Annotated in this window: 23 protein-coding genes, 1 tRNA gene, 1 pseudogene and 2 riboswitches; of the genes and pseudogenes, 17 read left to right on the forward strand and 8 right to left on the reverse strand. The window is 68.2% G+C overall.

Going from position 1 to position 25,075, the window contains the following annotated elements; translation table 11 throughout:
- The 3 genes and pseudogenes from C563_RS22670 to C563_RS21585 all read right to left on the reverse strand — a co-directional run.
- Positions 1 to 345 (reverse strand): annotated as a pseudogene (locus C563_RS22670) (HNH endonuclease signature motif containing protein); the annotation flags it as partial.
- Positions 346 to 560: 215 nt separating this feature from the next.
- Positions 561 to 1,199, reverse strand: a complete 639-nt coding sequence (locus C563_RS0117630; protein ID WP_026265047.1) for a VOC family protein — start codon at positions 1,197 to 1,199, stop codon at positions 561 to 563.
- A gap of 101 nt (positions 1,200 to 1,300) precedes the next feature.
- On the reverse strand, positions 1,301 to 2,884 hold the full coding sequence (locus C563_RS21585; RefSeq protein ID WP_231369924.1) for a S8 family peptidase: 1,584 nt from the start codon (positions 2,882 to 2,884) through the stop codon (positions 1,301 to 1,303).
- Between the two features lie 269 nt (positions 2,885 to 3,153).
- Positions 3,154 to 3,268: riboswitch (SAM riboswitch) on the forward strand.
- Between the two features lie 43 nt (positions 3,269 to 3,311).
- Here C563_RS21585 and C563_RS0117640 point away from each other — a divergent pair.
- From C563_RS0117640 to C563_RS0117650, 3 genes are all read left to right on the forward strand, one after another.
- Positions 3,312 to 4,637, forward strand: coding sequence for a bifunctional o-acetylhomoserine/o-acetylserine sulfhydrylase (locus C563_RS0117640; protein ID WP_018763399.1), 1,326 nt, complete (start codon positions 3,312 to 3,314; stop codon positions 4,635 to 4,637).
- Positions 4,638 to 4,736: 99 nt separating this feature from the next.
- Positions 4,737 to 4,852, forward strand: a riboswitch (SAM riboswitch).
- Positions 4,853 to 4,864: 12 nt separating this feature from the next.
- Positions 4,865 to 5,980, forward strand: a complete 1,116-nt coding sequence (gene metX, locus C563_RS0117645; RefSeq protein ID WP_018763400.1) for a homoserine O-acetyltransferase MetX — start codon at positions 4,865 to 4,867, stop codon at positions 5,978 to 5,980.
- 120 nt (positions 5,981 to 6,100) lie between these two features.
- Positions 6,101 to 7,237, forward strand: coding sequence for an alcohol dehydrogenase catalytic domain-containing protein (locus tag C563_RS0117650; protein ID WP_018763401.1), 1,137 nt, complete (start codon positions 6,101 to 6,103; stop codon positions 7,235 to 7,237).
- Between the two features lie 39 nt (positions 7,238 to 7,276).
- On the opposite strand, the gene C563_RS0117655 is transcribed toward C563_RS0117650, so the two are convergent.
- Together C563_RS0117655 and C563_RS0117660 are read right to left on the reverse strand one after the other, a co-directional pair.
- Complete coding sequence (locus tag C563_RS0117655) at positions 7,277 to 7,867, reverse strand: hypothetical protein (RefSeq protein WP_026265049.1); 591 nt, start codon at positions 7,865 to 7,867, stop codon at positions 7,277 to 7,279.
- Between the two features lie 49 nt (positions 7,868 to 7,916).
- Positions 7,917 to 8,786 carry an SGNH/GDSL hydrolase family protein gene (locus C563_RS0117660; protein WP_018763402.1) on the reverse strand — a complete coding sequence of 290 codons (870 nt, stop codon included), beginning with the start codon at positions 8,784 to 8,786 and terminating at the stop codon, positions 7,917 to 7,919.
- Positions 8,787 to 8,863: 77 nt separating this feature from the next.
- Here C563_RS0117660 and C563_RS0117665 point away from each other — a divergent pair, with 77 nt between their 5' ends.
- Complete coding sequence (locus C563_RS0117665) at positions 8,864 to 9,514, forward strand: alpha/beta hydrolase (RefSeq protein WP_018763403.1); 651 nt, start codon at positions 8,864 to 8,866, stop codon at positions 9,512 to 9,514.
- Between the two features lie 31 nt (positions 9,515 to 9,545).
- Here the strand turns inward: C563_RS0117665 and C563_RS0117670 are convergent, their stop codons facing one another.
- A complete protein-coding gene (locus C563_RS0117670; RefSeq protein ID WP_018763404.1) occupies positions 9,546 to 9,779 on the reverse strand; it encodes an RNA-binding S4 domain-containing protein in 234 nt (77 codons plus the stop codon).
- Between the two features lie 32 nt (positions 9,780 to 9,811).
- On the opposite strand from C563_RS0117670, the gene C563_RS0117675 reads away from it, so the two are divergent.
- From C563_RS0117675 to C563_RS0117685, 3 genes are all read left to right on the forward strand, one after another.
- Entirely contained in the window at positions 9,812 to 10,807 is a 996-nt protein-coding gene (locus tag C563_RS0117675) for a DMT family transporter (protein WP_018763405.1), read from the forward strand.
- Between the two features lie 127 nt (positions 10,808 to 10,934).
- Positions 10,935 to 12,320, forward strand: a complete 1,386-nt coding sequence (locus C563_RS0117680; protein WP_018763406.1) for a glycine--tRNA ligase — start codon at positions 10,935 to 10,937, stop codon at positions 12,318 to 12,320.
- Positions 12,321 to 12,322: 2 nt separating this feature from the next.
- Positions 12,323 to 13,372, forward strand: coding sequence for a GNAT family N-acetyltransferase (locus C563_RS0117685; protein ID WP_018763407.1), 1,050 nt, complete (start codon positions 12,323 to 12,325; stop codon positions 13,370 to 13,372).
- Between the two features lie 75 nt (positions 13,373 to 13,447).
- Here the strand turns inward: C563_RS0117685 and C563_RS0117690 are convergent, their stop codons facing one another.
- Positions 13,448 to 14,275 (reverse strand): lysophospholipid acyltransferase family protein, encoded by an 828-nt coding sequence (locus tag C563_RS0117690; protein WP_018763408.1) that lies wholly within the window; start codon positions 14,273 to 14,275, stop codon positions 13,448 to 13,450.
- 11 nt (positions 14,276 to 14,286) lie between these two features.
- Entirely contained in the window at positions 14,287 to 15,069 is a 783-nt protein-coding gene (locus C563_RS0117695; protein ID WP_018763409.1) for an alpha/beta hydrolase, read from the reverse strand.
- Between the two features lie 140 nt (positions 15,070 to 15,209).
- Here C563_RS0117695 and C563_RS0117700 point away from each other — a divergent pair, with 140 nt between their 5' ends.
- From C563_RS0117700 to C563_RS0117745, 10 genes are all read left to right on the forward strand, one after another.
- Positions 15,210 to 16,655 carry a YibE/F family protein gene (locus C563_RS0117700; protein ID WP_018763410.1) on the forward strand — a complete coding sequence of 482 codons (1,446 nt, stop codon included), beginning with the start codon at positions 15,210 to 15,212 and terminating at the stop codon, positions 16,653 to 16,655.
- A 107-nt stretch (positions 16,656 to 16,762) separates the two neighbouring features.
- Entirely contained in the window at positions 16,763 to 17,941 is a 1,179-nt protein-coding gene (gene dusB / locus C563_RS0117705) for a tRNA dihydrouridine synthase DusB (protein ID WP_018763411.1), read from the forward strand.
- Positions 17,925 to 19,265, forward strand: coding sequence for a deoxyguanosinetriphosphate triphosphohydrolase (locus tag C563_RS0117710; RefSeq protein ID WP_442852944.1), 1,341 nt, complete (start codon positions 17,925 to 17,927; stop codon positions 19,263 to 19,265). The genes dusB and C563_RS0117710 overlap by 17 nt, the downstream gene beginning before the upstream one ends.
- 123 nt (positions 19,266 to 19,388) lie before the next feature.
- On the forward strand, positions 19,389 to 19,703 hold the full coding sequence (locus C563_RS0117715) for a hypothetical protein (RefSeq protein ID WP_018763413.1): 315 nt from the start codon (positions 19,389 to 19,391) through the stop codon (positions 19,701 to 19,703).
- Between the two features lies 1 nt (position 19,704).
- Positions 19,705 to 20,841 carry an FAD:protein FMN transferase gene (locus tag C563_RS0117720; RefSeq protein ID WP_155845215.1) on the forward strand — a complete coding sequence of 379 codons (1,137 nt, stop codon included), beginning with the start codon at positions 19,705 to 19,707 and terminating at the stop codon, positions 20,839 to 20,841.
- Positions 20,834 to 21,391 carry a ferric reductase-like transmembrane domain-containing protein gene (locus C563_RS0117725; RefSeq protein ID WP_231369925.1) on the forward strand — a complete coding sequence of 186 codons (558 nt, stop codon included), beginning with the start codon at positions 20,834 to 20,836 and terminating at the stop codon, positions 21,389 to 21,391. Before C563_RS0117720 ends, C563_RS0117725 begins: the two co-directional genes overlap by 8 nt.
- Entirely contained in the window at positions 21,388 to 22,644 is a 1,257-nt protein-coding gene (locus C563_RS0117730; RefSeq protein ID WP_018763416.1) for an NADH-ubiquinone oxidoreductase-F iron-sulfur binding region domain-containing protein, read from the forward strand. The genes C563_RS0117725 and C563_RS0117730 overlap by 4 nt, the downstream gene beginning before the upstream one ends.
- Positions 22,641 to 22,901 carry a ferredoxin gene (locus C563_RS21590; protein WP_018763417.1) on the forward strand — a complete coding sequence of 87 codons (261 nt, stop codon included), beginning with the start codon at positions 22,641 to 22,643 and terminating at the stop codon, positions 22,899 to 22,901. Before C563_RS0117730 ends, C563_RS21590 begins: the two co-directional genes overlap by 4 nt.
- A gap of 15 nt (positions 22,902 to 22,916) precedes the next feature.
- On the forward strand, positions 22,917 to 24,851 hold the full coding sequence (gene dnaG / locus C563_RS0117740) for a DNA primase (protein ID WP_018763418.1): 1,935 nt from the start codon (positions 22,917 to 22,919) through the stop codon (positions 24,849 to 24,851).
- 86 nt (positions 24,852 to 24,937) lie between these two features.
- Positions 24,938 to 25,010 (forward strand) — tRNA-Asn (locus C563_RS0117745).
- Positions 25,011 to 25,075: the final 65 nt, after the last annotated feature.

Here is a 25,075-nt window from a genome sequence, read left to right on the forward strand (position 1 = left end):
GGCGGCGGCGGAGCTGATGGTCAGGATCCCGGCGATCTCCTCCACCGCGGACATCTCCGCGAACGTGCGCTCATCCACCGGGGCGTCCGGCGGAAGCAGAGCATGCTGGATGTCAACGGCATCCGCCACGTCTTGGGCTTTCACCGCCGCCAGCTGGGCCTCCAACCGTGCCACCAGCTCCAGCCGCCCCAAACATGACTCATACCGCCGCTGCAACACGTCCACTTCAGCACCAACGTCGGCGCCGGAACAAAGCGCAGCATCCTCCCGAACCAGCCCGCTGAGCGCAGCGACAGAGGCAGAGACACCCTCCATCACCACCGCCAGATCCGCACCGATTCCCATAAAGAAATCATCCAACCAGGGTCCGACATTTATGGAGGAGGCTTGTGGTTCAGCGCCCTTCCGCATAATTCAGCGATCCTCCCCGGGAACGCTTAAATGAATTCGGCCGCCATCGGGTGGTGACGCCGTTGTCACCACCCGATGGCGGCCGAAGCTTTTTGGGCGCACGGCCCTAAGGCGCTCTCCGGAACTACGCCGGAGAGCGCGAGGGATGGTCAGATGGTGACGGCCCCGTTGGCGGTTTCAAATGTGACGGACAGGATGCCGGGAGTGCCGTGCGGCGCTACCCACTCGACCGCAACGTCTTCAAGCGGCTTCTCCACCGGCTCGCCCAGCCACTCGGTCACCCGCGACGCGGAGCCGGCAATGGTCAGGCAGCTCATCTTGAGGTTGCTCTCGTAGGCATTGGAGGGGTGCAGGGACGGGTCGCCTTCCCATTTGAGCATGTAGGGGACCTGGGGGTCTGCAATAAGGCCCAGGATGCCTATCTGCTTCCAAACGAGTTCGCGGCCATCCGGGAACTTGCGGTTGCCGTTTACGGCAGCTCGGCCCAGCCGTTCCTCGAACGGGGCAAGGTCGTCCACTTCAACGCACCAGCCCATCCAGCCGCCGCCCGCAGCGGAACGGGCACGAACTGCCTGTCCGAACGGTGCTTTGTCCGAAGCCGGGTGGTCCAGGACCTCCACAACTTCGAGGTATTTGTGCCCGGCGAGGGGGATGATCATATTCCGGGTGCCGAACCGGGGGTGGACCCCGCCCTTCACTGCCTCAACGCCGAGGGCAGTTGAAATACGTTCGGTAGTGGCCGCGAGGCCATCGTGTTCACAGGCGTAAGAGACGTGATCCATGCGCATGGCAACATCTTGGCACTTTGTGATCGGGCTCTCAGCTAAGGGTGCCCTTACTTGGATTTGCGTCCCTGGCCGTGGTTGAAGAAGCCCCCGGCAGGTCGGGTTCAGCTTGCGATGTAGTAGCCGAAGGTGTCGGCGATGAGTTGGACGGTGCCGGCGGAGTTGTTGGTCAGGGGGATGGTTCCGTCGGCGGCAACGGGGGTGATGACCAGGTTGGGGGTGGTTTGGTCGGTGTTGAAGTTGAGGTTGGAGGTTCCGGGGGTGGGGGTGCCGCCGGCGTGGACGGTGATGTTGCCGAAGCTGGTGGGTGAGGTGACGGTGACGTTGACGGCGACGGCGGAGACTCCGGTGGTGGGGATGCCGCCGTGGCCGGTGACGAAGACGCGGATGGTGGCTCCGGGTGCGACGGGGCCGCTGGCTCCGCCGGTGCCGTAGCGGGTGTCCAGCTGCCGGAAGGGCGCCTGCGACGAGAATGCCCCCGGCAGGCGCGGGCTGGCAGGCACGTGCAGCAGTTTGTTTGGCGTTCCGGCGCCGGCACCGGCGATGGTTCCCGGAACAGCCGTCGACAGGACGGTGTCCGTGACCTGCGCAGGCGTGAAGAGCGGGTGCCGGGAGAGGATGAGGGCTGCCGTGCCGGCAACGTGCGGTGAGGCCATGGAGGTCCCGCTCAGCGATGCCGTGGCCGTCGACGACGTGTTCCAGGTGGAGGTAACGCCCACCCCCGGGGCGTAAAGGTCCACGCACTGGCCGTAGTTGGAGAACGAGGCCTGGTGGTCCGAGGAGTCGCTCGCGGCCACCGTCAAGGCGGACGGGACCCGGGCGGGCGAGGACGTGCAGGCATCCGTGGCCGAATTCCCGGCCGCGACGACGACGGAAATTCCATCGTCGACGACATTCTGGACTGCGGAGTCAAGGAGGCTGCTGACCGGTCCGCCAAGGCTCATGTTCACCACGGCCGGAGTTCCTGCGGCATGGTCCCCGGCAATCCAGTCGAGTCCGGCGATGATGTCCGAGTAGTAGCCGGACCCGTCGCAGGCCAAGGTCCGCACGGGCACGATCGTGGCGGATTTGGCCACGCCGTAGACGGTTCCGGCGATGATCCCCGAAACGTGGGTGCCGTGTCCGTTGCAGTCACTTGTCCCGCCGCCGTCGGAAAGTGCCGTCCATCCCGCGGCAACCCGTCCGCCGAAATCCACGTTCGAGGCGAGGACTCCGGTGTCAACCACATAGGCGCGGACACCGAGGCCGGAAGCGTCATACGTGTAGGCGCCGGACAGTGGCAACGCCTGCTGGTCCAGCCGGTCAAGACCCCAGGGCGCGGGTTTTTCCGTGGCGGAAATCGTCGATACCGCATCGGGTTCCACGGCTGTTGCCTTGCCGGACCGCAGCAGTGCGGCGGCTTGCGCCGCCGTGGATTTGATCGCCGCTCCGTGCAGGGCCTTGCTGAACGTGTGGTCGACGGCGACCCCCTGGGAACGAAGGTCGCGCGCCGCCGTTGAGACGTCAGTTCCCGCCGGGAACTGGACCAGGTAGCGGCCATTGGGGCTGTCGGGAGCGGACGAGGGAGCGGCGGCGGGCGCGGTGGCTGCCGCTGGCGGCGCCGAGGCTTGCACTGGTGTACCGCTTGAGCAGAAGGCGACGGCGGACAACAGTGCGGCGGCAAGGGCCAGGCGCAAAGACTGGGGCAACGGAATCGAATTCCTTTGTGCGTGGTTGGGGGCGACGGGATAACGTCGTCCGGCTTCCACGGTATCCGGGCCAGGACGGCTGGCGGCCAAACCTCGGGCGATCCTTCGCATTATTTGTGGAACCTTGGAAAACCTCCACATCGGACTGCCATCGCGCCCGGATCCGTCCCCAGCCCGTCGGCTGAGACCCCCACGGCCCGCACACAGCGGCAAGACCATGTTCGTCACAATGCTGTCCCGGCCGGAGTGATGTTCCTACACTGGGCGCAGGTCATGAGTGCCAGCGCCAAGCCCCGGCTCGCTGGCCGGCAACCCTCCATCCGCGGTGGGGTGCCCCGGGTGAGGACCAGGCTGTCCGGCAATCGCCGGAAGCAAGCGCGGCCCGTGGTGCTCCCAGCATGCCGGGCCCATGTCATAGGAGACTGAGATGTCCAACGGATGGTCCTTCGAAACCCGCCAGATCCATGCCGGCCAGGAGCCTGACAGCGCCACCGGGGCCCGCGCCCTTCCCATCTACCAGACCACGTCCTTCGTGTTCCCGAGCGCCGAGAGCGCAGCCAACCGTTTTGCGCTGGCCGAGCTGGCGCCGATCTACACCCGTATCGGCAACCCCACCCAGGACGCGGTGGAGCAGCGGATCGCCAGCCTCGAAGGTGGCCTGGCCGCTTTGCTGCTGAGCTCGGGGCAGGCCGCGGAGACCTTCGCCGTCCTGAATATCGCCGAGGCCGGGGACCACATCGTGGCCAGCCCCAGCCTGTACGGCGGCACCTACAACCTGTTCGCCCACACCCTGAAGAAGTTCGGCATCGCGGTCACCTTCGTGGAAGATCCGGACAACCTGGACCAGTGGCGGAATGCCGTTCAGCCCAACACCAAACTGTTCTTTGGCGAGGTGGTATCCAACCCGCGCCAGGACGTCCTGGACATCGAAGGCATCTCCCAGGTGGCCCACGACGCCGGCGTTCCCCTGATCGTGGACAACACCCTGTCCACGCCCTACCTGATCCGGCCGCTGGAGTGGGGTGCGGACATCGTGATCCACTCCGCCACCAAGTACCTGGGCGGTCATGGCTCGGCGATTGCCGGCGTCATCGTCGACTCCGGCAAGTTCGATTTCGGCAAGGACCCCGACCGGTTCCCCGGTTTCAACACCCCGGATCCCACCTACAACGGGCTGGTCTACGCCCGGGACCTTGGCGAGGGCGGCGCACTGGGCGCCAACCTTTCCTACATCCTCAAAGCCCGTGTCCAGTTGCTGCGCGACCTTGGCTCGGCGGTTTCGCCCTTCAACGCCTTCCTGATTTCGCAGGGCCTGGAAACGCTGAGCCTGCGGGTGGAACGGCACGTTTCCAACGCCACGGAGGTGGCGCGCTGGCTGGAGGGAAGGGACGACGTCGAATCGGTCGCCTACGCGGGGCTGCCGTCCAGCCCCTGGTACGAACGGGGCCGCAAGTACGGGCCCAAGGGGACCGGCGCCGTCGTCGCTTTCAACCTGGCCGGGGGCGCGGAGGCGGGCAAGCGCTTCGTCGACGCCCTGGAACTGCACTCGCACGTCGCCAACATCGGCGACGTCCGTTCGCTTGTCATCCACCCGGCGTCGACCACCCACAGCCAGCTCTCGCCCGAGCAGCAGGTGGTGGCCGGCGTCAATCCGGGGCTGGTCCGCTTGTCGGTTGGCTTGGAGCACATCGACGACATCCTGGCCGACCTGGAGGCCGGTTTCCGCGCGGCCAAGGGCGGCGCCGACGCCTGACCGCCGGCACGCCGGGGCGCTGCCGGCCGGCAGCGCCGGGAAGTCACAACCAGTCACACTCTTGGCCTGGACCGGGGGGTGTTTCGTACACTCGAACCAGGTCATGAGTGCCAGTGACAGCCCCGGCTTGCTGGCCGGCAACCCTCCTTCCGCGGTGGGGTGCCCCGGGTGAAGACCTGGCCTGCCGGTCAAATGACGGCAGGCAAGCGCGTAGAAGAGGTCTTGCCATGACGGTTACCGTCGCCCGTACCACCATTCCCGAACACGGAGTTGTCCGCTACGCCTCCATTGGAGGACTCGAGCTCGAAGGCGGCGGCTACCTGCCGGATGTCACCCTGGCGTACGAGACCTGGGGCACGCTGAACGCGGACGGCAGCAACGCCATCCTGATCGAGCACGCCCTGACGGGCAGCACCCACGTGACCCGGGGCGACACCGACGAAGAGGGCTGGTGGGAACAGCTGGCCGGTCCTGGGGCGCCCGTCGATACGGACAGGTTCTTCGTGGTGTCCGTCAACATTGTGGGCGGCTGCTACGGGTCCACGGGCCCGTCGTCGGCCGCCCCCGACGGAGCACCCTGGGGCTCACGCTTCCCCCTGGTCACCCTGCGGGACAGCACTGTTGCCGAGGCCCGGCTGGCGGACCAGCTGGGCATCGGGAGCTGGTACGCCGTCCTTGGCGGTTCCATGGGGGGTGCCCGCGCCCTGGAGTGGGCGGTGACCTACCCTGACCGGGTGCAGCGCTGCGCCGTCATCTCGGTCGGCGCTGCCAGCACGGCTGAACAGATCGCTTTCGCCCAGGCCCAGACCCTGGCCATCCGCCAGGATCCGAACTTCAACGGCGGCGACTACTACGGCGGACCGTGTCCGGAAGACGGACTGGCCCTGGCACGGCGGATCGCCCACATCACGTACCGGTCCGCCGCGGAACTGGAAGGGCGCTTCGGCCGGGAACCCCAGGCCCCCGAGTCGCCCCTGCACGGCGGACTGCTGGCAAACCGCGGACGCTACCAGGTGGAAAGCTATCTGGACCACCAGGGCAGGAAGCTCGTCCGCCGGTTCGACGCCAACAGCTACATCGCCCTCACCGAGGCATTGATGAGCCACGATGTCTGCCGTGGCCGCGGGCCGCTGGCCGAGACCCTGGCCTCCGCCACCGCCCGGTTCTTCGTTGCCGCCGTGGACTCCGACCGGCTCTACTTCCCGTCCCAGTCCCGCGAATTGGCCCAGGCCCTGCCGGGTGAGGTTGACGTGCATATGATCTCGGCACCGATAGGCCATGACGGCTTCCTGACCGAGATCGGACAGCTGGGGAACCAGCTCCGGACGACGTTCCTGGCCTAGCTGCGCCCGTCCCGGCAGCGGCCGGCTGCTGCCCTGCGGTGCTTCCGGTGCACGCTGCCGGTGGACGCCGCGGTGCCACAGTGCGGCAGGCCCGGGGTGGAAGTACGGCATGATCGTGTCATGAAAGCCGCCGTCCTGTATTCGACCGTTCCCGCCGCCGGACAGGCACCAGGAAAACCCGCCTACGCTGACGCGAAGCCCCTGATCCTGCAGGAACTGGACCAACCGCAGCCGCGCGCCGGTGAGCTTGGGGTTGCCATCACCTATTCGAGCCTGTGCCATTCGGACCTGTCCGTGGTGGACGGCTCCAGGGTCCGGCCGCTTCCGATGGCATTGGGCCACGAGGCGGTGGGGCGGGTGGTGTCCGTGGGCGACGGGGTAGCCGATGTGTCCGTGGGAGACCACGTGGTGCTCGTTTTCGTGCCCAGTTGCGGCCACTGCCGGGCCTGCCGGGCCGGGAGGCCCGCGCTTTGCCACCGCGCTGCAGAGGTCAACGGCTCCGGTGACCTGCTGCATGGGCCGGCCTTGCTGCGCACGCCGGCGGGGGAGCGCATCAACCACCATTTGGGCGTCTCGGCGTTTGCGGATTACGCCGTGGTGGCGCGGGAGTCGGTGGTGGTGATTGACGACGACGTCCCGGACACCGTCGCGGCGATGTTTGGTTGCGCCGTGCTCACCGGAATGGGGGCCGTGCTCAATACGGCAGGCGTCAGCCCGGGGCAGTCCGTGGCTGTCTTCGGCATCGGCGCAGTAGGCTTATCGGCCGTCATGGCGGCCCGCCTCGCCGGGGCCGCCGGAGTGATTGCCATCGATCCGAATCCGGGCAAGCACCCCTTGGCCCTGGACGCCGGTGCCACGGCGGTGGGAACGCCTGCGGATGCGCCCCGTCTTGTTGCCGAGGCTGCCGGTGACGGGGTGGATGTGGCCGTCGAAGCAGTCGGCTCGGCCGGCGTGATAGCAACTTGCCTGGATCTGGTGACGCGGGGTGGCGCGGTTGTCTCGGTGGGACTGCCCCATCCGTCAGCTGAACTGGCCGTTCCCGCACTGCAGTTCGCAGGAGCCGGCAAACGGCTCCTCGGCTCCTACATGGGCGACGCGGTTCCCCGCCGAGACATCCCGGCGTACCTTGGCTACTGGCGGGAAGGCAGGCTTCCGGTGGAACTTCTGCACACCGATACCCGGCCGCTGGCCGAAATCAATGAAGGCCTGGATGCGCTGGCGTCCGGGCAAGTGGTCAGGCGGCTCTTCCGGGCTTGAGGCGTTGCTCCGGGCTTGAGGCGTGGCGGCGGCTGGGGCTCAGCCGTTCATGATGTCGCTGCGGCGCCTCATGTAGTCCTCCATGGACATTTCGCCGTTGCTGTACTGCTGGTCCAGTTCTGCGAGCTTCCGGGCACGGAATCCCTGGGGCGCTCCCGGCGGGGGAACGGCCGGGCCTGGAGGCGGGCCGGCCGGCGTGTGGCCGGTACCCTGCTGCTGGCCGGGGAACTGCTGGCCCGGGAACTGCTGGCCCGGGAACTGCTGGAACGGGAACTGCTGGAACGGCGGTTCCTGGGGCGCGCCGTAGCGGGAGTCCGGCATGGGGGGCTGCCCGTACTGGTAGGGCTGTGGCTGTGATTCACCGGCCGGGGTGGGCTGGCGGAAGCCGCCGGAGTAGTAGTCCTGCTGGGTGTAGCCGTCGCGGGGCTGGTTGCTCTGCGGCCCCGCGGACCCGGGAAACCGGCCGGACCCGGGGAACCCGCCCGGCCCGTACTGTCCCGGAAACTGGCCAGGGTACTGGCCCGGCAAGCCTTGGTCCCGGTCCCGCCGTGCCATGGACCGCCGGTACATCCGCATGGCCATGGGGACAACGAAGGACAGGATGATGATCCACAAAAACAAGCTGCTCACGGTGCCGCGCCTCTCAAAGGTTGTCCCTCCAGCGTAACCCCGTGCGGTCCTACCGGCGGCTGGGTTCCGAGGTTCCCAGCGGACCCTCGCCGGACCCCAACGGAACGCCCGGGCCAAAGACGGGACCCGGCGTCGGCCGTTTCGCCGTGACGCCGTCACCGGAGGACTGGTGCCGGAGCCGGCGCAGGACCCAGGGCACGAAGTATTCGCGCGCCCACACCAAGTCCCCGGTCCTTGCCTCGCGCCAGGTCCGGGGCGGCAGATCCTTGGGCTGGAGGGGTTCCAGCGAATGTTCAACGTTAAGAGAATCCAGCACCATGGCCGCGATGGTGTGGTGCCCCAACGGGGAGAAGTGCAGCCTGTCCTGGTCCCACATCTGCGGATCGCTCAGTTGCCGGAGGGACCACATGTCGGCGATGACGGCGTCGTGCCGGGCCGCGACAGTCCGCAGGTTCTCGTTATAAATGGCCACCTTGCTCCGGATCCTGCCCAGGACCGAGGAGCCTGTGTCCGGACCGTTGAACAGGACAACGGTGGCGCCGCCCATGGACAGGATCTGGACCACGGAATCGAGCTTTTCGGCCAGTGCGTCGGGGTCGCCGCCCGGGCGGATGAGGTCGTTGCCGCCTGCTGACAAGGTGACCAGGTCCGGCTTCAGGGCCAGGGCCGGGGCCAGCTGCTGGTCCACGATCTGCTGCAGGAGCCGGCCCCTGACGGCGAGGTTGGCGTAGGCGAAGTCCGGCTTGGTGCGGCCCAGTTCTTCGGCCACCCGGTCGGCCCAGCCGCGGTGGCCTCCGGGGCTTGCGGGCTCGGGGTCGCCGATGCCCTCGGTAAAGGAATCGCCCATCGCCACGTACCGGCTCCAGGGGTGGGAACCGGGGTGCACGGACGGGGTCTGGATGGCACTTGCGTCAGTCACTGTCCTATCCTGCCTTCCGCTTCAATGGCTACGCCAACGTAGGTTGTTACTTTCGGGTAACTGTAAGAATGGAAACCATGACTGACGCCGAAGTATTTCCCGCTCCCGTTGTCCTGTGGTCCCACCCCGAAGACCAGCGTGCCGGCAAACCGCTGCTGGTGCTGCTCCATGGCTACGGCGCCAACGAACAGGACCTGTTCAGCCTTGCCGGGATGCTTCCGGGGGACTTTGCGGTGGCATCCGTCCGAGCGCCGATCGCCATGGGCCCGGGCTTCACCTGGTTCCCGCTGACGGCGTCCATCGACTACTCCCTGGACCGGGTCAAGGCGGCGTCGGCCTACGTCCAGGAATGGATCGACACCATCAGGGAAGGCCACCCCTCCGTCTCCCTGCTGGGCTTCTCCATGGGCATGGCCATGGCCACCACCCTCCTGCGGCAGCGTCCCACGGACTTCGCTGCCGTCGTCGGGCTCTCGGGCTTCGTGGTGGACGCCGCCGGCGACCCCACCTTCAAGGATGCCGAACTGGACGGAACCATCCCCATGTTCTGGGGCCGGGACCAGCAGGACCCGGTGATCACCCAGGACAAGATCGAGTTCACCATGGGGTGGGTGCGCAAGCACGTCAAGCTCACCAAGGTGCTCTACACGGGCATGTGGCACGGCATCAACCAGCAGGAGATCGGCCACGTGGGGGAGTTCCTCACCCACGAGGTGCTCAACAAGTAGGCGTCCGACGACGGCGCCGCGGCCGTGGCGGTCAGCCCGCCTCCGGCGCGACCACCTTCACGGTGTGCCCGTTCACGGTGACGGTGTCGCCGTGGTGCAGTTGGCGGCCGCGGCGGTCGTCGATTTCGCCGTTGACTTTCACCAGCCCGTTCTTGATGAGCTCCGTTGCCTCCACGCCGTCCTCCACGAGGTTGGCAAGCTTCAACAGCTGGCCCAGCCGGATCATGCTGTCGCGGATGGGGACGTCGTCAATGGGGTTGCTCATACAGCAATAATGCCTGAACTAAGGTGGATCCAATGACCTCCCCTCCACGCCTGCCCGTCTTCGCAGGCCTGCCCCTGGCGGTGGGCGCCGGCCTGGCCATCCCCGTCCAAGGCCGCATCAACGGGGCCCTCGGCGCCCGCCTCAACGACGGAATCGCCGCTGCCGTGGTCAGTTTCAGCACCGGCCTGCTGGTGATGATCCTGATCTCGCTGGTCCTGCCGCGGGGCCGGGCCGGGCTGGCGGCCATCCTCCCGGCCGTCCGTACCCGGGCTTTTCCCCGCATCTACGTGCTGGCCGGCGCCATCGGGGCGCTGTTCGTCTTCGCCCAGTCCTTTACCGTGGGCCTCCTCGGGGTGGCCCTCTTCACCGTCGCCACCGTCACCGGACAGACCGTGAGCGGGCTGCTGGTGGACCGGCTGGGGATCGGCCCGGCCGGGAAGAAGTCCGTCACGGGAATCCGCATCATCGGTTGCGTCCTGACCATCGCCGCCGTCGCCTGGGCAGTGTCGCCGCGGTTCGGCGGGGGAGGCGCCGGTACCGGCGCCGACCCGGCTGCGTTGCTCGTTCCGCTGCTCCTGCCGGTGGCCGCAGGCTTCCTGATGAGCTTCCAGCAGGCCATGAACGGCACCGCCACCGTCCACTACGGCACCCCCATCGCCGCCACCCTGGTCAATTTCGTGGCCGGCACCATCGTGCTGTGGGCGGCGTTCGCCGTGAAGCTCGCGGTGGCCGGGCCGGGCAATCCGTTGCCCGCCGACTGGTGGTACTACCTGGGCGGTCCCATGGGTTGCGTGTTCATCGGCCTGGGTGCCCTGCTGGTCCGCAGCCTCGGCGTCCTGGTCACCGGGCTCGGCATGATCGCGGGCCAACTCCTGGGGTCCCTGGCACTGGACCTGGTGCTGCCCGCGCCTGGCACCGTCGTCGCCCCTGCCACGGTCCTTGGGACCCTGCTCACCCTCGGCGCCATCATCCTGGCAACCTTGCCCTGGCCGCGGGGCGCGCTCCGGGGGCGCCGGCCGGTAGGCTAGTACACGCAGCTTTTGACGCATCTTCCCCCATCCGCCCACCCGGTGCCCGGTGTGCCCTGCACGCCGCAGCCGGGGTTTGCACACCGCGGACCGCACCCAGCGGCCCTGTAGAAATTGGAGTTACCCCATGGCAGCAAAATCCGTCCTCGACCAGGTCATTTCCCTCTCCAAGCGGAGGGGCTTCGTGTTCCAGGCCGGTGAGATCTACGGAGGTTCGCGTTCTGCCTGGGACTACGGCCCTTTGGGTGCTGAGCTGAAGGAAAACATCAAGCGCCAGTGGTGGCAGTCCATGGTCCGCGGCCGCGAGGACGTGGTGGGCCTTGACTCCTCCGTGATCCTGCCCCGCCAGGTGTGGGAGGCCTCCGGCCACGTCGAGGTCTTTTCCGACCCCCTGGTGGAATGCCTCTCCTGCCACAAGCGGTACCGCGCCGACCACCTCGAGGAAGAGTACGAGGAGAAGAAGGGCCGCCCGGCGGAAAATGGCCTGAAGGACATTGCCTGCGCCAACTGCGGCACCCGCGGCCAGTGGACCGAGCCACAGGAGTTCTCCGGCCTGCTCAAGACCTACCTCGGCCCGGTCGCCAGCGAGGAAGGCCTGCACTACCTGCGCCCCGAAACCGCCCAGGGCATCTTCGTGAACTTCAACAACGTCCTCACCACGTCGCGGAAGAAGCCGCCGTTCGGCATCGGCCAGATCGGCAAGTCCTTCCGCAACGAGATCACGCCCGGCAACTTCATCTTCCGCACGCGCGAGTTCGAGCAGATGGAAATGGAGTTCTTCGTCGAGCCCGGCACGGATGAAGAGTGGCACAAGTACTGGATGAACGAGCGCATGGCCTGGTACACCGGCCTGGGCATCCGCGACGAGAACCTGCGCTTCTTCGAGCACCCCAAGGAGAAGCTGAGCCACTACTCCAAGGGCACCACGGACATCGAGTACCGCTTCGGTTTCCAGGGCTCGGAGTGGGGCGAACTGGAAGGCATCGCCAACCGGACCGATTTTGACCTCTCCACCCACGCGAAGGCCTCCGGCACGGACCTGAGCTACTTCAACCAGGCCACCAACGAACGCTACACCCCCTACGTGATCGAGCCCGCGGCCGGCCTGACCCGTTCCTTCATGGCGTTCCTGGTGGACGCCTACACCGAGGACGAGGCCCCCAACGCCAAGGGCGGCGTGGACGTGCGCACCGTGCTGAAGCTTGACCCGCGCCTGGCCCCCGTCAAGGCCGCCGTGCTGCCGTTGAGCCGCAATGAGGACCTGTCACCGAAGGCGAAGGCACTTGGCGCCCAGCTGCGCAAGAACTGGAACATCGACTTTGACGACGCCGGTGCAATCGGCCGCCGGTACCGCCGCCAGGATGAGATCGGCACCCCGTTCTGCATCACCGTGGACTTCGATACCCTCGAGGACCAGGCCGTCACCATCCGCGAGCGGGACACCATGGGCCAGGAACGTGTTTCCCTGGACAAGGTGGAGGGTTACCTGGCCGCACGGCTGATCGGCGCCTGAGCATGGCCATCGAATACCGCCCATGGCGCGATGGTGACGACCTTGCGCTGCTGGAAATCTGGGGTGACCCGGACACCGGTGAGGCCCGCCAGTTCCGCGGCGCCCTGGCACTGTCCTCCAACGGCCGGGACGGCACGCCGTGGCGCCGCTGCATCGTGGCCGAGGACGTTATTGACGGCGTCGGCATCCCGGTAGCCGCCGGCGTCGTCTACGAGGCGTCCCTGCACCCGGAACGCCTCTGGACCTACATCGAGGTGGCCCGGGACCATCGCCGCGCCGGCATCGGCGCCAGCCTGCTGACCATGCTGCGCCGCGAAGCCGAAAACGCGCCGTCGGGTGTCACCAGGCTGCGCGCCAAGGTGGAGCCCGGCACCGCCGGGGCCGCCTTCGCCGAAGCGTTCGGGCTGGAACCCATCCAGCGCTCGCGCCTGGTGGTCGTCGAGCCGGGCGCCCTCCGGCTGCCCGTCTTCCCGGCCAAGGACGGGGACGGTGCGGCCGGCGGCGAGAACGCAGGCTCCGACGTCGTCATGGACCTGGCCACCGGCTCGGTGGAGCTCACCGACGTGGTGGGACGCTACTACACCGCCATCCATGACTGGGATTCACCCGGGGTCCTCTCCGTGGGACAGGTGCAGAAACTGTTCCTGGACGAGCTCACCGGCGCGCACGGCGCCATCGTGCTGCGGGCCGAACCGGAATCGGCTTTCGGGGCCGGCGTGGCGCCGAGCAAGAAGGGCCGCATCCGGGCCTTCGCCGTCAGCTACGCGGCCCCCGCCGGGCCTGATGCCGCACCGGCCCACCTGCAAACCCCTGGTGCAGAGACAACGGGCGCCGACATACCGACGGACGTTTTCGTGGGACATGAGCCGGCATTGTCCGCCGCGGACGCTGCCGAGGCCGTGCGCGACATGCTCGCCCTCATCGCGTACCAGCACCCGGTGATGCTGGAACTGGACGACTCGATGACCGCGCTGCGCGCCGCCGTCGAACCCCTCCTGGAGTCCGGCAAGGCCCGCCTCGCCGCGGCGGAAACCCTGGTGGTCTCCGACTGACCGGGGCCGGCCGGCCAACCCGGCAGCCAAGGCAGCGCCAGGTTTTGCCGTGACCTTCACGGCAAGACCTGGCGCTTACTTCGTTTGGCGGGAACCACGACGCCGGCCCGCGGCGGCGTCTGCGGCGTCCAGGCGCTGCCGCTCGGCGTCCGAAGGAGCGCCGCCGCCCAAGTGCGCCGGCATCCACCACGCCCCGTGCTCCGGCTGCAGCGGAAAGCCTGCAATGCACCGGTCGATCCCGGCCTGGAGCGTGCCGCGCAGCGCCTCCGTGGCCTCCTCAACGTCAACGTCATCCGGAAAGACGATCGGCGCTCCCACTTCGAGGCGCACCGGTGCCCGCCAGCTGCGCCGAAGGGAAAATCCGTGGCCGCGGGTCATCACCCGGTGGGCACCCCAGACCGAAACCGGAATGACCGGGACCCCGGCTTCCGCAGCCATCCGCACGGCACCGGTCCTGCATTCGCGAACCGTGAAGCTGCGGCTCACCCCGGCCTCCGGGAAGACCGCGAGGTACTCGCCGGCCCGCAGCTTGGCCACCGCGGCATCGTAGGCGTCTGAACGGTCCGCATAGCCCACCACCACATGGCCGCTGGCGCTGATGGCGGGGCCGGCCAACCAGTGGTCTGCGGCGCCTTGATGGACGAGGAACCGCAGCTGGGCACGCGTATGCCGCCACAGGAGCAGCTCGACTACCGCGAAGTCCACGTAGCCGAAGTGCGTGATGGCGAAGACCGCTCCCTTTCCGGGGGACGCCCGGCGGGAAGGGCCGGTGGCCGGTTCCTTCGCGGGAAGGTTTTCCAGGCCGGTCGCCTGGATGTCCAGCCGGAGGGCCCAGCGCAGGAACTGCCCGGTACGGACGATGACCCGGTAGAAGGTGTCGTTGGACGGGGGACGCCAAGGCATCGGGACGGCGCCTAGAGGGTGACGTGCACGGACGATTCCGGCAGCAGCTGCGTAAAAGAACGCGGCGGCCGGACAGGGGCGCCCGTGCTCTCCGCGAAGGACTTAATGACAAACCCGGAGGCCAGCGTCTGCCACACCCGGATCTTTCGGAGCATGAAGTGCCCCACACCCTTCAGGGACACATACTGCATGCTTGACGCTTCCGCGGTGGCGCGGCGGGCGAACGCCAGCGACTGCCGGGGGCTGGTCATGTGGTCCGTGGTTCCGTGCACGATCAGCACCTTCCGTCCGGCAACCCGGGCTGAAGGGGTCTCCGGGCTTAGCCATGGCGCAAGGGCCACCACGGCTTCAACCTGCGGATGGTCTGCGGCGCAGACGGCTGTCAGGCCGCCCATCGAGTGGCCCAGCAGGAAGATCGGTACGCCGGGGTGCTGTTCCTCGATCTGCCGTAGCGCCCACCGTGCGTCCTGCAGCGGGGTCATGTCCGGGCCATTCCAGCCGCGGACGCTGTTGCGCAGGGACCAGACCGCCAGCCCGTGTTTCCTTCCCATGCGGTGCAGGTCCCGGGCAAAGGGGACCATCCTGGCCGGGCTCAGGTGCCGGGCCTCCACGGGTGCGCGGCTGTGCGCCCTCCCGCCGTGCAGGACCAGGACCACTCCCTTGGTGGCACCGGATGCCGCAAGGACGCTCAGTACGGGACGGTGCTGGGGATCCGAAGGCGCGCGCCCGGCCTGTTCCCCGCCACTTTTTCCCGTCCCGCGGGTATCGGTTCCACGTGTCCCACCGTTGTCCATGCCTGGTTCCTCCCCATCCGATGGTCCATTTATAAACCCTATGGCGCCGCACGTAGAGTACAAGCCATGAGGTTGTACTGCTGATGGGCGCCGGTCACTCCCACACTTCCGAGAGCCATTCGGAGCCGACACCGCAAGCGATGGCTGCCCGCAGCAAGGCGAACCGCATCCTGGCCGCGGTCCTGATCCCGCTGGCGCTGCTGACCCTGGCCGGGATGGCCGCGCTGTGGCCCTCCGGCAGCAAGGAAGGAATCACCCTCGCCAACCCGTACTCCACGGCCCCCGGCGTGACATTCGATACGGGAACCATCCAAAGCGTGGTGGCCGAGAACTGCATGCAGGGGACCAGCCAGCAATCAAGCCAGCCGGGGGCCGGCCAGCAATCCGGCCAGCCGGGGGCCGGCCAGCAGTCCAGCCAGCAGGGGACGGGCCAGGATTCCACCGGACAGCCTCCCCGCCAGGGCTCGGACTGCACGTTCGCGTTCACGGAGCCGGATAAGGGCGGGAGCCCGGTCAAGGTGGTGATCAACCCGGATGTGGCCTCTTCGCACGGGGTCAAGCCCGGGGACCAGATCCGGTACCTGAACCTCTCGAAGGTCCAAGGGGCCACCGGGTCGCAGGGTTCGCCGGCCTACGTCTTTGTGGACTTCGTCCGCACCCTGCCGATTGTCCTGCTCGCCGTGCTCTATGCCGTGGTGGTCATCGCTGTCGCCCGGTGGCGCGGTCTCCGCGCCCTGGTCGGACTCGTGGGCGCCTATTTTGTCCTGGCCAACTTCCTGCTCCCGGGCCTGGTGGAGGGCAAGCCTCCGCTGCTCCTGACCCTGGTGGGCTCCACCGTGATCATGATCGGTGTGCTCTACTTTGCCCACGGATTCTCGGCGAGGACGTCCACGGCATTGTTGGGCACCATTTTCGGGCTCGGCATCACGGCGCTGTTGGCCGCCTGGGCCACGGACGCCGCCAACCTCGCCGGCGTCGGCAGCCATGACGCCGCCACCTTGGTGAACACCTCGGCGAACATCTCAATCTCCGGCGTGATCCTGTGCGGGCTCATCATTTCGGGACTCGGCGTCCTGAACGACGTCACCATCACCCAGTCCTCTGCCGTGTGGGAGCTCTACGAACTGGCGCCGGGCACCAGCGCCCGGAAACTCTTCACCTCCGCCATGCGGATCGGCCGAGACCACATCGCCTCCACCGTGTACACCATCGCCTTCGCCTACGCGGGGGCCGCGCTGCCCATCCTGATCATCGTCATGCTCTACGACCGGCCCCTGATGGATACCCTCACCAGTTCGGAACTGTCCGAGGAAGTCATCCGCACGCTGGTGGGCTCCATCGGCCTGGTCCTGGCCATCCCGGTCACCACCCTGATCGCCGTGCTCGTGGTCAAGGCCACCGGCATCAGGGCAGTTGAGGGCCATGCCGGGGTCGGGGCGCACGACGACGGCCACGTCCACGCCGGAGACGTGGCGGATACCGGGGCGCTCGCCGCAGCCGTGCTGGGGGAGCGCAGCCGGCGGGCCGGCGTCGAACCAGCTGCGGAAACCGCCACCCGCCGGGGCCGGAGGGCGGACCGCGGCTGACGGGGTGCGCGGCGACTTGCCTGCGGGGCGGGCCGGAAAGCCCCGCCGGAGAGGCCTGGTGCCACGGCGGAAACCTTCGATTTGCCCGGCTTTGCAACAATGGACAGGTGACTGTTGCAGCAACCCCTCCCGCCCCCAAGCTGGAACTCCCGCCCCTGAAGCTGGGACCCATCACCGTTGACACTCCGGTGATCCTGGCCCCCATGGCCGGCATCACCAACTCCGCCTTCCGCAGGCTCTGCCGTGAATACGGCGGCGGCATGTACGTGGCGGAGATGGTCACCTCCCGCGCACTGGTGGAACGGACCCCTGAATCACTCCGCATCATTTCGCATGACGACGACGAGAAAGTCCGTTCCGTCCAGCTGTACGGTGTGGATCCGGGCACCGTCGGCGCCGCCGTGCGTATGCTCGTGGAGGAAGACCGGGCGGACCACATCGACCTCAACTTCGGCTGCCCGGTCCCCAAGGTGACCCGGCGCGGCGGCGGCTCGGCCCTGCCCTGGAAGATCGACCTCTTCACCGCGATCGTGCAGACCGCCGTCAAGGAAGCCGGCAAGGGTAACGTTCCGCTGACCATCAAGATGCGCAAGGGCATTGACGATGACCACCTGACGTACCTCGATGCCGGCCGCATCGCCCGCGACTCCGGGGTTGCCGCCGTCGCGCTGCACGGCCGCACGGCCGCCCAGTTCTACTCCGGCAAGGCGGACTGGTCCGCCATCGCGCGCCTCCGCGAGGCCCTGCCGGACATCCCGGTGCTGGGCAACGGCGATATCTGGTCAGCGGAGGACGCCGTCAGGATGGTCCGCGAAACCGGCGTGGACGGCGTGGTGGTGGGCCGCGGCTGCCAAGGGCGCCCGTGGCTGTTCGGCGACCTTCAGGCGGCATTCGAAGGCAGCGATGTCCGGCACCGGCCCAACCTGCGCCAGGTGGCCGAGGGTGTCTACCGGCACGCCGAACTGATGGTGGAGACTTTCGGTGACGAGGGCAAGGCGCTGCGTGAAATCCGGAAGCATATCGCCTGGTACTTCAAGGGCTACGTGGTGGGCGGTGAGCTGCGCACCAGGCTGGCCCTGGTCACCAGCCTTGAGGTGCTCCGGGATACCCTCGCGGAGTTGGACCTGGACTCGCCCTACCCCGGGGTTGACGCCGAGGGCCCGCGCGGACGTGCCGGCTCCCCGAAACGTCCTGCCCTGCCCAAGGACTGGCTCGATTCCCGCGCCCTGAACGCCGACCAGTCCCGGGACATCGCTGCTGCCGAGCTGGATGTCTCCGGTGGCTGAGGCTTCCCTGAGCACCCCGGTCGCCGGCACTCCGGCGTCCGGCACGCCTACCGCGGCGCTCGCCTTGCCCGGCTACGAGCTGCACGATTCCGCCCGCTGGGTGGAGGAACCGCCCAAGAACACGTACCGCTCCGATTTCGAGCGGGACCGCGCCCGGGTCCTGCACTCCTCGGCCCTGCGCCGGCTGGGCGCCAAAACCCAGGTGGTGGCCCCTGACACGGACGACTTCGTCCGCACCCGGCTCACGCACAGCCTGGAAGTGGCGCAGGTGGGCCGGGAACTCGGCCGGGCTTTGGGCTGCGACCCCGACGTGGTGGACACGGCCTGCTTGAGCCACGATCTCGGCCACCCGCCGTTTGGCCACAACGGCGAATCGGCGCTGAACGAGGTGGCGCACGCCATCGGCGGGTTCGAAGGCAACGCCCAGACGCTCCGCCTGCTCACCCGGCTCGAACCCAAAGTGCTCACGGCTGACGGCCGTCCGGCCGGGCTGAACCTCACCCGCGCAAGCCTCGATGCCGCGTCTAAATATCCGTGGTCTGCCCTGGAAGCCCCGGTGATCCACGGCCAGCGGACCAGCAAGTTCGGCGCCTACGAGGACGATCTCCCCATCTTCAACTGGATCCGCGAGGGTGCCCCGGAGCGCCGGTCCTGCCTGGAAGCCCAGGTGATGGACCTCGCGGACGACATTTCCTACTCGGTGCACGACGTGGAGGACGCGATTGTTGCCGGCCACTTCCAGTTGCGCTGGCTGGACAACCCGGACCACCGGGCCCGCGTGGTGGGGTACGCGAAGCAGTGGTACCTGCCGCACAACGATCCTGCGGCGATCGACGCCGCGCTGGCCCGGCTCGAGGCCACGGACGTGTGGGTGCGCGAGGCGGACGGCAGCCGCAAGTCGATGGCAGCCCTGAAGAACATGACCAGCCAGCTGATCGGCAGGTTCTGCCAGAGCGCCCTGGAAACCACCCGTGCCGTCTACGGCCCCGAAAACCTCACCCGGTACAGCGCCGAGCTCATGGTGCCGGATGAGACGGTGATGGAGATCGCGGTCATGAAGGGCCTCGCCACCACGTTCGTGATGACCACTGAACACCGGCAGCCCATCTACGAGCGCCAGCGCGAAGTGCTGCACGCCTTGGTCACTGCCCTGAGCGCCACGGGGGACAGGCACCTGGAACCGATGTTTGCCGCCGACTGGCGGGACGCTGCCGACGACGGGGCACGGCTCCGGGTGGTCATCGACCAGGTGGCGTCCCTGACGGATGGTTCGGCGCTTGCCATGTACGAGCGCCTGGTGGGGAGCCTGCCTTCGCTCTGGTAGCCCCGCGAGGCCGTGGCGGATCCTGCCAGCACCCGACCGATCAACAGCTTGCTCTAAGAGTTTCCACAGGAATGAGGGGCAAGATAGGGGAAAAGGCAGGCCGTTAAAGCACGGGAGCAGGTCATGAGTACTCGCAGCAGGGGCAAGCGCCTCGCCACCGGGATTACCGTGGCGGTGGGCGCGGGCAGCGTCGCCGTTGCGGGCGTCAGCGCGGCCGCCGTGTACGCCGCCACGCCTTCCGTCATCGCCAGGACCACTCCCGGGACGGACAACAGCACCCAAGGCACCACGCCGAAACCGAGCGGTTCCACCGGTTCGGGCAACGACATTTACGGGAGCCGGCAGGACGGCACGCGCCGTTCCAAGAGCTACGGAAGCACCACGCCGGTCCAACCCGGCAACGGCGGCACGGTCCACGGCAGGTCTTCGGGATCCTGAAATGAACGGTCCTGACGCGCACGGTGCCCGCATGGGCCGGTCCGGCCCGGCCGGCACTGGGGCGGCGGAACGCGGTATGGCGGCCCAATCAACCTGGACAGCCTGGGAGCTTGAGGCCTCCGTTACCGTTACGGACGCCGGCGCCCTGGCTGGCGCGGAACGGATCGTCCGCGACGTGGTGGCCGCCGTCGACGCCGCCTGCAGCCGTTTCCGCAACGACTCGGAACTTGTGATCCTCCAACCCCGGATGGCGCAGGGCGTCACCGTCAGCCCGATGCTCCGGCTGCTCCTGCAACGGGCCCTGGACGCGGCGGCCATGACCGGCGGCGACGTCGACCCCACCCTCGGAGCGGACCTGGCCGCACTGGGCCACGGCCCGGACCAACAGGGTATGACGGGGCTCCGCAGCGTGCCGGTGCCGGCACTGGCGAACGGAGCGGCGCGAACTCCTGCGCCGCCGTCGGCCGCATCCCCTGGCATGCCCGCGACGCGGGCACCCGGATGGACCAGGCTCGGCCTCGACTCCACCACCCTGACCCTGCCTGCCGAACTCCGGCTTGACCTCGGTGCCACGGCCAAGGCGGTCGCGGCGGACCTCGCCGCCGACGAAGTGCACCAGCGGCTCGGCTGCGGGGTCCTCGTAGGGCTCGGCGGAGACCTGGCCAGCGCAGGGCCCGGACCCCTCGTGGATGGCCAACCCGGCCAGTGGCAAATACTGGTCCAGGACCTGCCCGCCGACCCCGCCCAGCACATCTCCCTCGCGTCCGGGTATGCCCTCGCCACGTCCAGCACGCAAAAGCGCCGCTGGACGCACCGGGGAACCGACGTCCACCACATCCTTGACCCGCGCTTCGGGCTCCCGGCCGAGCCCGTCTGGCGGTCCGTGACAGTGGCCGCACCCACATGCCTGGATGCCAACGCCTGCAGCACGGCCGCCATTGTCCGCGGCCACGCCGCCGTGGACTGGTTCCGGGCCGAAAATATCGTGGCCCGGCTCGTGGACCGCCACGGCCGGATTGTCACCACCGGCGGCTGGCCCACCGATAGCCAAGTCCCCCGCGGCGCCGGGTCCAATCCTGCAGACCCACCCCGCCAAGCAGCCCGCCCCGGCGCTGCGGTGGGTGGCCGCCATGGATGAGGCAATGTGGGCTTTCGGGCGGGTGAGCGGCTTCATCTCCCTTGCCCTGTTCACCGCGTCCGTACTGCTGGGAATCCTCAACAGGTCTGGCCGTCCCCTGATGGTGCTGCCGCGGTTTTCCATCAGCCTCCTGCACCGGAACATCGCCCTGCTCGCCACCGTCTTCCTGGGGCTCCACGTGGGCTCACTGCTGCTGGACTCCTTTGCCAAGCTGAAGCCGGTGGACGTCGTGGTGCCCTTCCTGGGCTCCTTCCAACCGTTCTGGCAGGGTTTGGGGACGGTGGCCCTTGACCTGGTCCTGGCCGTGGTTGTCACCGGGTTGCTGCGGCACCGGATCGGACAACGGACCTTCAAGGCGGTCCACTGGCTGACCTATGGCGTCTGGCCGGTGGCGATGGCGCACGCCCTCGGAAACGGTACCGACGTCTCGAGCGGCTGGTTCCTGCTGCTTGCCGCGGCGTCCGCCGTCGCCCTGGCCGCGGCGCTGTTGTGGCGGCTGTCACCGACATTTCTTGAAACCTCCGCTGCCAGGCAAGGAAACCACCCGTGAGCCACGCCGGAGACACCTCCCAGCCGGCGCCCCCGGATGCGGCACGGCAGGAACCGCGCCTCCTCGCGGCCGGCCCGGATGCCGGCTGGGACCAGCACCTGGATACCTTCGGCCCCCTGGACGCAGACGCGGCCGCACCGGGGCTGCTTGACGCGCTCGCGGCGTCGGGGCTGACCGGCCGGGGCGGGGCAGCGTTCGAAACCTGGCGCAAGGTGACCGCCACGGCGGAGTCCGGCCGCAAGGGCCTGTTTGCGGCCCGGCCGGTGGTGATCGCCAACGGCGCCGAGGGCGAACCACTCAGCTTCAAAGACCGGACCCTCCTTAGCCATGCACCGCACCTGGTCATCGACGGCCTGCTCACCCTGGCGGCTGCGTTGGGCGGCGCCGGCACCTACGTGTACGCGCCGGCAGCAGGCCTGCCCCGTGTCCGGCAGGCCCTCGCGGGGCGTCCCGGCACCAAGCGGGTCCGGGTGGTGGAGGCGCCGGAAACGTTCATCTCGGGCGAGTCGAGCGCGGTGGTCAACATGATTGCCACCGGAAATGCGGTGCCGGTTGACCAACGCCGGCGCCTGAGCGAATCGGGACTGAATGGCCGCCCCACGCTGGTGGTCAATGTCGAAACCCTGGCACAGGTTGCCCTGATCGCCCGCTACGGGGCGCAGTGGTTCCGCCAAGCGGGAACTGCGACGGATCCGGGAACCCGGCTCGTGTCAGTATCCGGTCCGGCCCCGGTCCGCGACGTGGTGCTGGAGGTGCCGGGCGGGGTGGAACTTTCCGCCGTCCTCAAGGAAGCGGGGATGGACCCGGCTCCCTTGTCCGCCGTCCTGGTGGGCGGCTACCACGGCCGCTGGGTACGGCCTGCTGCCCATGTGCTCTCGCCGGAGGGGCCGGTGGGCGGGACGGTGCGCCCCGGAGCAGGCGTGATCCATGCGCTGGATCCGCACGCCTGCGGGATCGGGGCGACCGCCCGGATCCTCACCTACCTCGCCAATGAATCGGCCAGGCAATGCGGACCCTGCATGTTCGGCCTGCCGGCCATGGCGTCCGTCCTCAACCGGATCGCTGGCGGGGAACGCAACCCCCGCCTCGCCTCCGAACTGGACCGACTGGGACGGCTGGTGTCCGGCCGCGGCGCCTGCCGGCATCCTGAGGGGACCACTGGGCTGGTCAGCAGCGCCCTGGAGGTGTTCGCCGCGGACTTCCGTGCGCACCTCGCCGGATACTGTGTTCCCCTGGGGGGAGTGGCGGCATGACTGCCATTCTGCACATCGACTGGACCAGCTGCGACGGCCGCGGCCTGTGCACAGAACTGCTTCCCGGCGTACTGGACCGTGATGACTGGGGATACCCCGTGGCACGCGGGAAGTCCGGCCGCGAACGGACGGACATTCCGCTGCGGGACGCGGACCGGGAAGCCGCGCAGGAGGCCGTGTCCCTCTGCCCCAAGCTGGCCCTGAGCCTCCAGGAACGCATGGAGCCGGCACGTGAAAGCCGTAAGCCGGGACGGTGACACTAAGATTGCTGTGTGGCTGGGCTGATTAAACGTGAAGATATCGACGAAGTACGCCAGCGCACGGACATCAAGGAAGTGGTTGACGGCTACGTCACGCTCAAAGGCGCCGGGCTGGGAACCTGGAAGGGCCTGTGCCCCTTCCACGACGAGCGTTCGCCGTCCTTCACCGTCCGCCCCCAGGTAGGCCGCTACCACTGCTTTGGCTGCGGCGAGGACGGTGACGTCATCGCCTTCGTCCAAAAGCAGGACCACAGCTCCTTCCACGAGGCGGTAGAAAAACTCGCCGCCCGGATCGGCTACGAGCTGCGCTACGAGGATGGCGGAAGCGGGCCCAACCGGGAGGAAGTGGGCCGGCGGCAGCGTTTGCTGGACGCCCACAAAATTGCCGACGAGTTCTTCCGCGCCCAGTTGCTCACGCCTGGTGCTGCCGAGGCCCGGAACTTCCTGCACGGACGGGGCTTTGACCGGGCAGCCGCCGAGCACTTCGGCTGCGGGTATGCCCCCCAAGGCTGGGATGCGTTGCTGAAGCACCTCCGGGGCCGCGGCTTCACCGACGCCGAGCTGAAGCTCACCGGCATGTTCTCGGAGGGCAACCGCGGCATCTACGACCGCTTCCGCGGCCGCCTCATCTGGCCCATCAAGGACATCGCCGGCGACACCATCGGCTTCGGCGCCCGCAAGCTCTACGAGGATGACCAGGGCCCCAAGTACCTCAACACCCCGGAAACCACGCTCTACAAGAAGTCCCAGGTCCTCTACGGAATCGACCTCGCCAAGCGCAGCATCGCCAAGGACCGCCAACTCGTGGTGGTGGAGGGCTACACGGACGTGATGGCCTGCCACCTTGCAGGAATTACGACGGCGGTGGCCACCTGTGGAACGGCGTTCGGCACCGAGCACATCAAGATTGCCCGCCGGCTTCTGTCCGACGACGGCACCGGGGGAGAAGTGGTGTTCACGTTCGACGGGGACGCCGCGGGACAGAAAGCGGCCCTCCGCGCCTTCGAGGAAGACCAGCGCTTCACGGCCCAGACCTACGTGGCGGTGGAACCCACGGGCGCCGACCCCTGCGACCTCCGCCTGAGCAGGGGAGACGAAGCAGTGCACGCCCTCATCCAGTCCCGCCGGCCGCTGTTTGAATTCGCCATCCGCACCACCTTGAAGCAGTTCAACCTGGATACCGTTGAGGGCCGCGTACAGGGCCTGAAAGCCTCAGTGCCCGTGGTGGCCGCCATTCGTGACGCCTCCACCCGGACCGGCTACTGCCAGGCGCTGACCGGCTGGCTCGGGATGCCGGACCCCAACGAAGTCCTCCGCCTGGTCACGGCCGCCGTGAAGCGGGGGGACACCGGACGTCCGGCGGCCTCCGGCCACCCGCAGGCCGGCAAGGCCGCCCAGCCGGGCGCCGCCCAACCCGGCGGCCCCGGCGTTGCTGCCGGGCCGTCGTCGGGCGCGGTCCCTTCCTACCACGGGCCGGACCCCCGGGATCCCGTGGCCTCGATGGAACGCCAGGCCCTGGAGGTGGCACTCCAGCAGCCGTCCCTGCTGGCCGGCGCCGTTTGGGACCGCTTCGCAGACGCCCGGTTCGCCACGCCCGCCTTCCAGGCGGTCCACGACGCCATGCGCGCCACCGGTCCGGGGCAGGCGGCCGGTGATCCGGTGCGCTGGGTGGAACACGTGATGCACGAAGTGCCCGAACCCCTCCGGCCGCTGGTCTCGGAGCTGGCTGTGGTGCCGCTGCCTGCCCACACGGAGGAGGCCGTGCTGAAGTATTGCCGCGACATCCTGTCCCGCTTGTTCGAGCTGCAGATCACCCGGGTCAAGGCGGACAAGATGGGGCAGCTGCAACGGCTCGATCCGGCCGCGGATCCGGAAACCTACCAGCGGCTCAACCGTGAACTGATGATGCTGGAAATGGAACGCCGGGCCCTGCGCGCCGAGGCGTAGCCGGGCCCGTACCGGGGTGGCCGGGACGGACGGCGTCCCGATTTCGTTTCCGCCGCAGGTGTTTGCTAGGCTAATACCCGCTTCATTCCTCCTTAGCTCAATTGGCAGAGCATTCGACTGTTAATCGAAGGGTTGCTGGTTCAAGTCCAGCAGGAGGAGCGCACAGTCCCCGTTTCGGCCTCCGGAACGGGGACTTTTCTTTGCCCGCGGGCTGTTTGGGCCCG

It is taken from the genome of Arthrobacter sp. 135MFCol5.1 (assembly GCF_000374865.1).
Lineage (GTDB): Bacteria > Actinomycetota > Actinomycetes > Actinomycetales > Micrococcaceae > Arthrobacter.

Coding starts and splice junctions, on each gene's coding strand:
- C563_RS0117630 (WP_026265047.1), bottom strand. CDS start 1,199: ATGCGCATGGATCACGTCTCTTACGCCTGTGAACACGATGGCCTCGCG.
- C563_RS0117640 (WP_018763399.1), top strand. CDS start 3,312: ATGTCCAACGGATGGTCCTTCGAAACCCGCCAGATCCATGCCGGCCAG.
- metX (WP_018763400.1), top strand. CDS start 4,865: ATGACGGTTACCGTCGCCCGTACCACCATTCCCGAACACGGAGTTGTC.
- C563_RS0117650 (WP_018763401.1), top strand. CDS start 6,101: ATGAAAGCCGCCGTCCTGTATTCGACCGTTCCCGCCGCCGGACAGGCA.
- C563_RS0117665 (WP_018763403.1), top strand. CDS start 8,864: ATGACTGACGCCGAAGTATTTCCCGCTCCCGTTGTCCTGTGGTCCCAC.
- C563_RS0117670 (WP_018763404.1), bottom strand. CDS start 9,779: ATGAGCAACCCCATTGACGACGTCCCCATCCGCGACAGCATGATCCGG.
- C563_RS0117675 (WP_018763405.1), top strand. CDS start 9,812: ATGACCTCCCCTCCACGCCTGCCCGTCTTCGCAGGCCTGCCCCTGGCG.
- C563_RS0117680 (WP_018763406.1), top strand. CDS start 10,935: ATGGCAGCAAAATCCGTCCTCGACCAGGTCATTTCCCTCTCCAAGCGG.
- C563_RS0117685 (WP_018763407.1), top strand. CDS start 12,323: ATGGCCATCGAATACCGCCCATGGCGCGATGGTGACGACCTTGCGCTG.
- C563_RS0117690 (WP_018763408.1), bottom strand. CDS start 14,275: ATGCCTTGGCGTCCCCCGTCCAACGACACCTTCTACCGGGTCATCGTC.
- C563_RS0117695 (WP_018763409.1), bottom strand. CDS start 15,069: ATGGACAACGGTGGGACACGTGGAACCGATACCCGCGGGACGGGAAAA.
- C563_RS0117700 (WP_018763410.1), top strand. CDS start 15,210: ATGGCTGCCCGCAGCAAGGCGAACCGCATCCTGGCCGCGGTCCTGATC.
- C563_RS0117710 (WP_442852944.1), top strand. CDS start 17,925: ATGTCTCCGGTGGCTGAGGCTTCCCTGAGCACCCCGGTCGCCGGCACT.
- C563_RS0117715 (WP_018763413.1), top strand. CDS start 19,389: ATGAGTACTCGCAGCAGGGGCAAGCGCCTCGCCACCGGGATTACCGTG.
- C563_RS0117720 (WP_155845215.1), top strand. CDS start 19,705: ATGAACGGTCCTGACGCGCACGGTGCCCGCATGGGCCGGTCCGGCCCG.
- C563_RS0117725 (WP_231369925.1), top strand. CDS start 20,834: ATGGATGAGGCAATGTGGGCTTTCGGGCGGGTGAGCGGCTTCATCTCC.
- C563_RS21590 (WP_018763417.1), top strand. CDS start 22,641: ATGACTGCCATTCTGCACATCGACTGGACCAGCTGCGACGGCCGCGGC.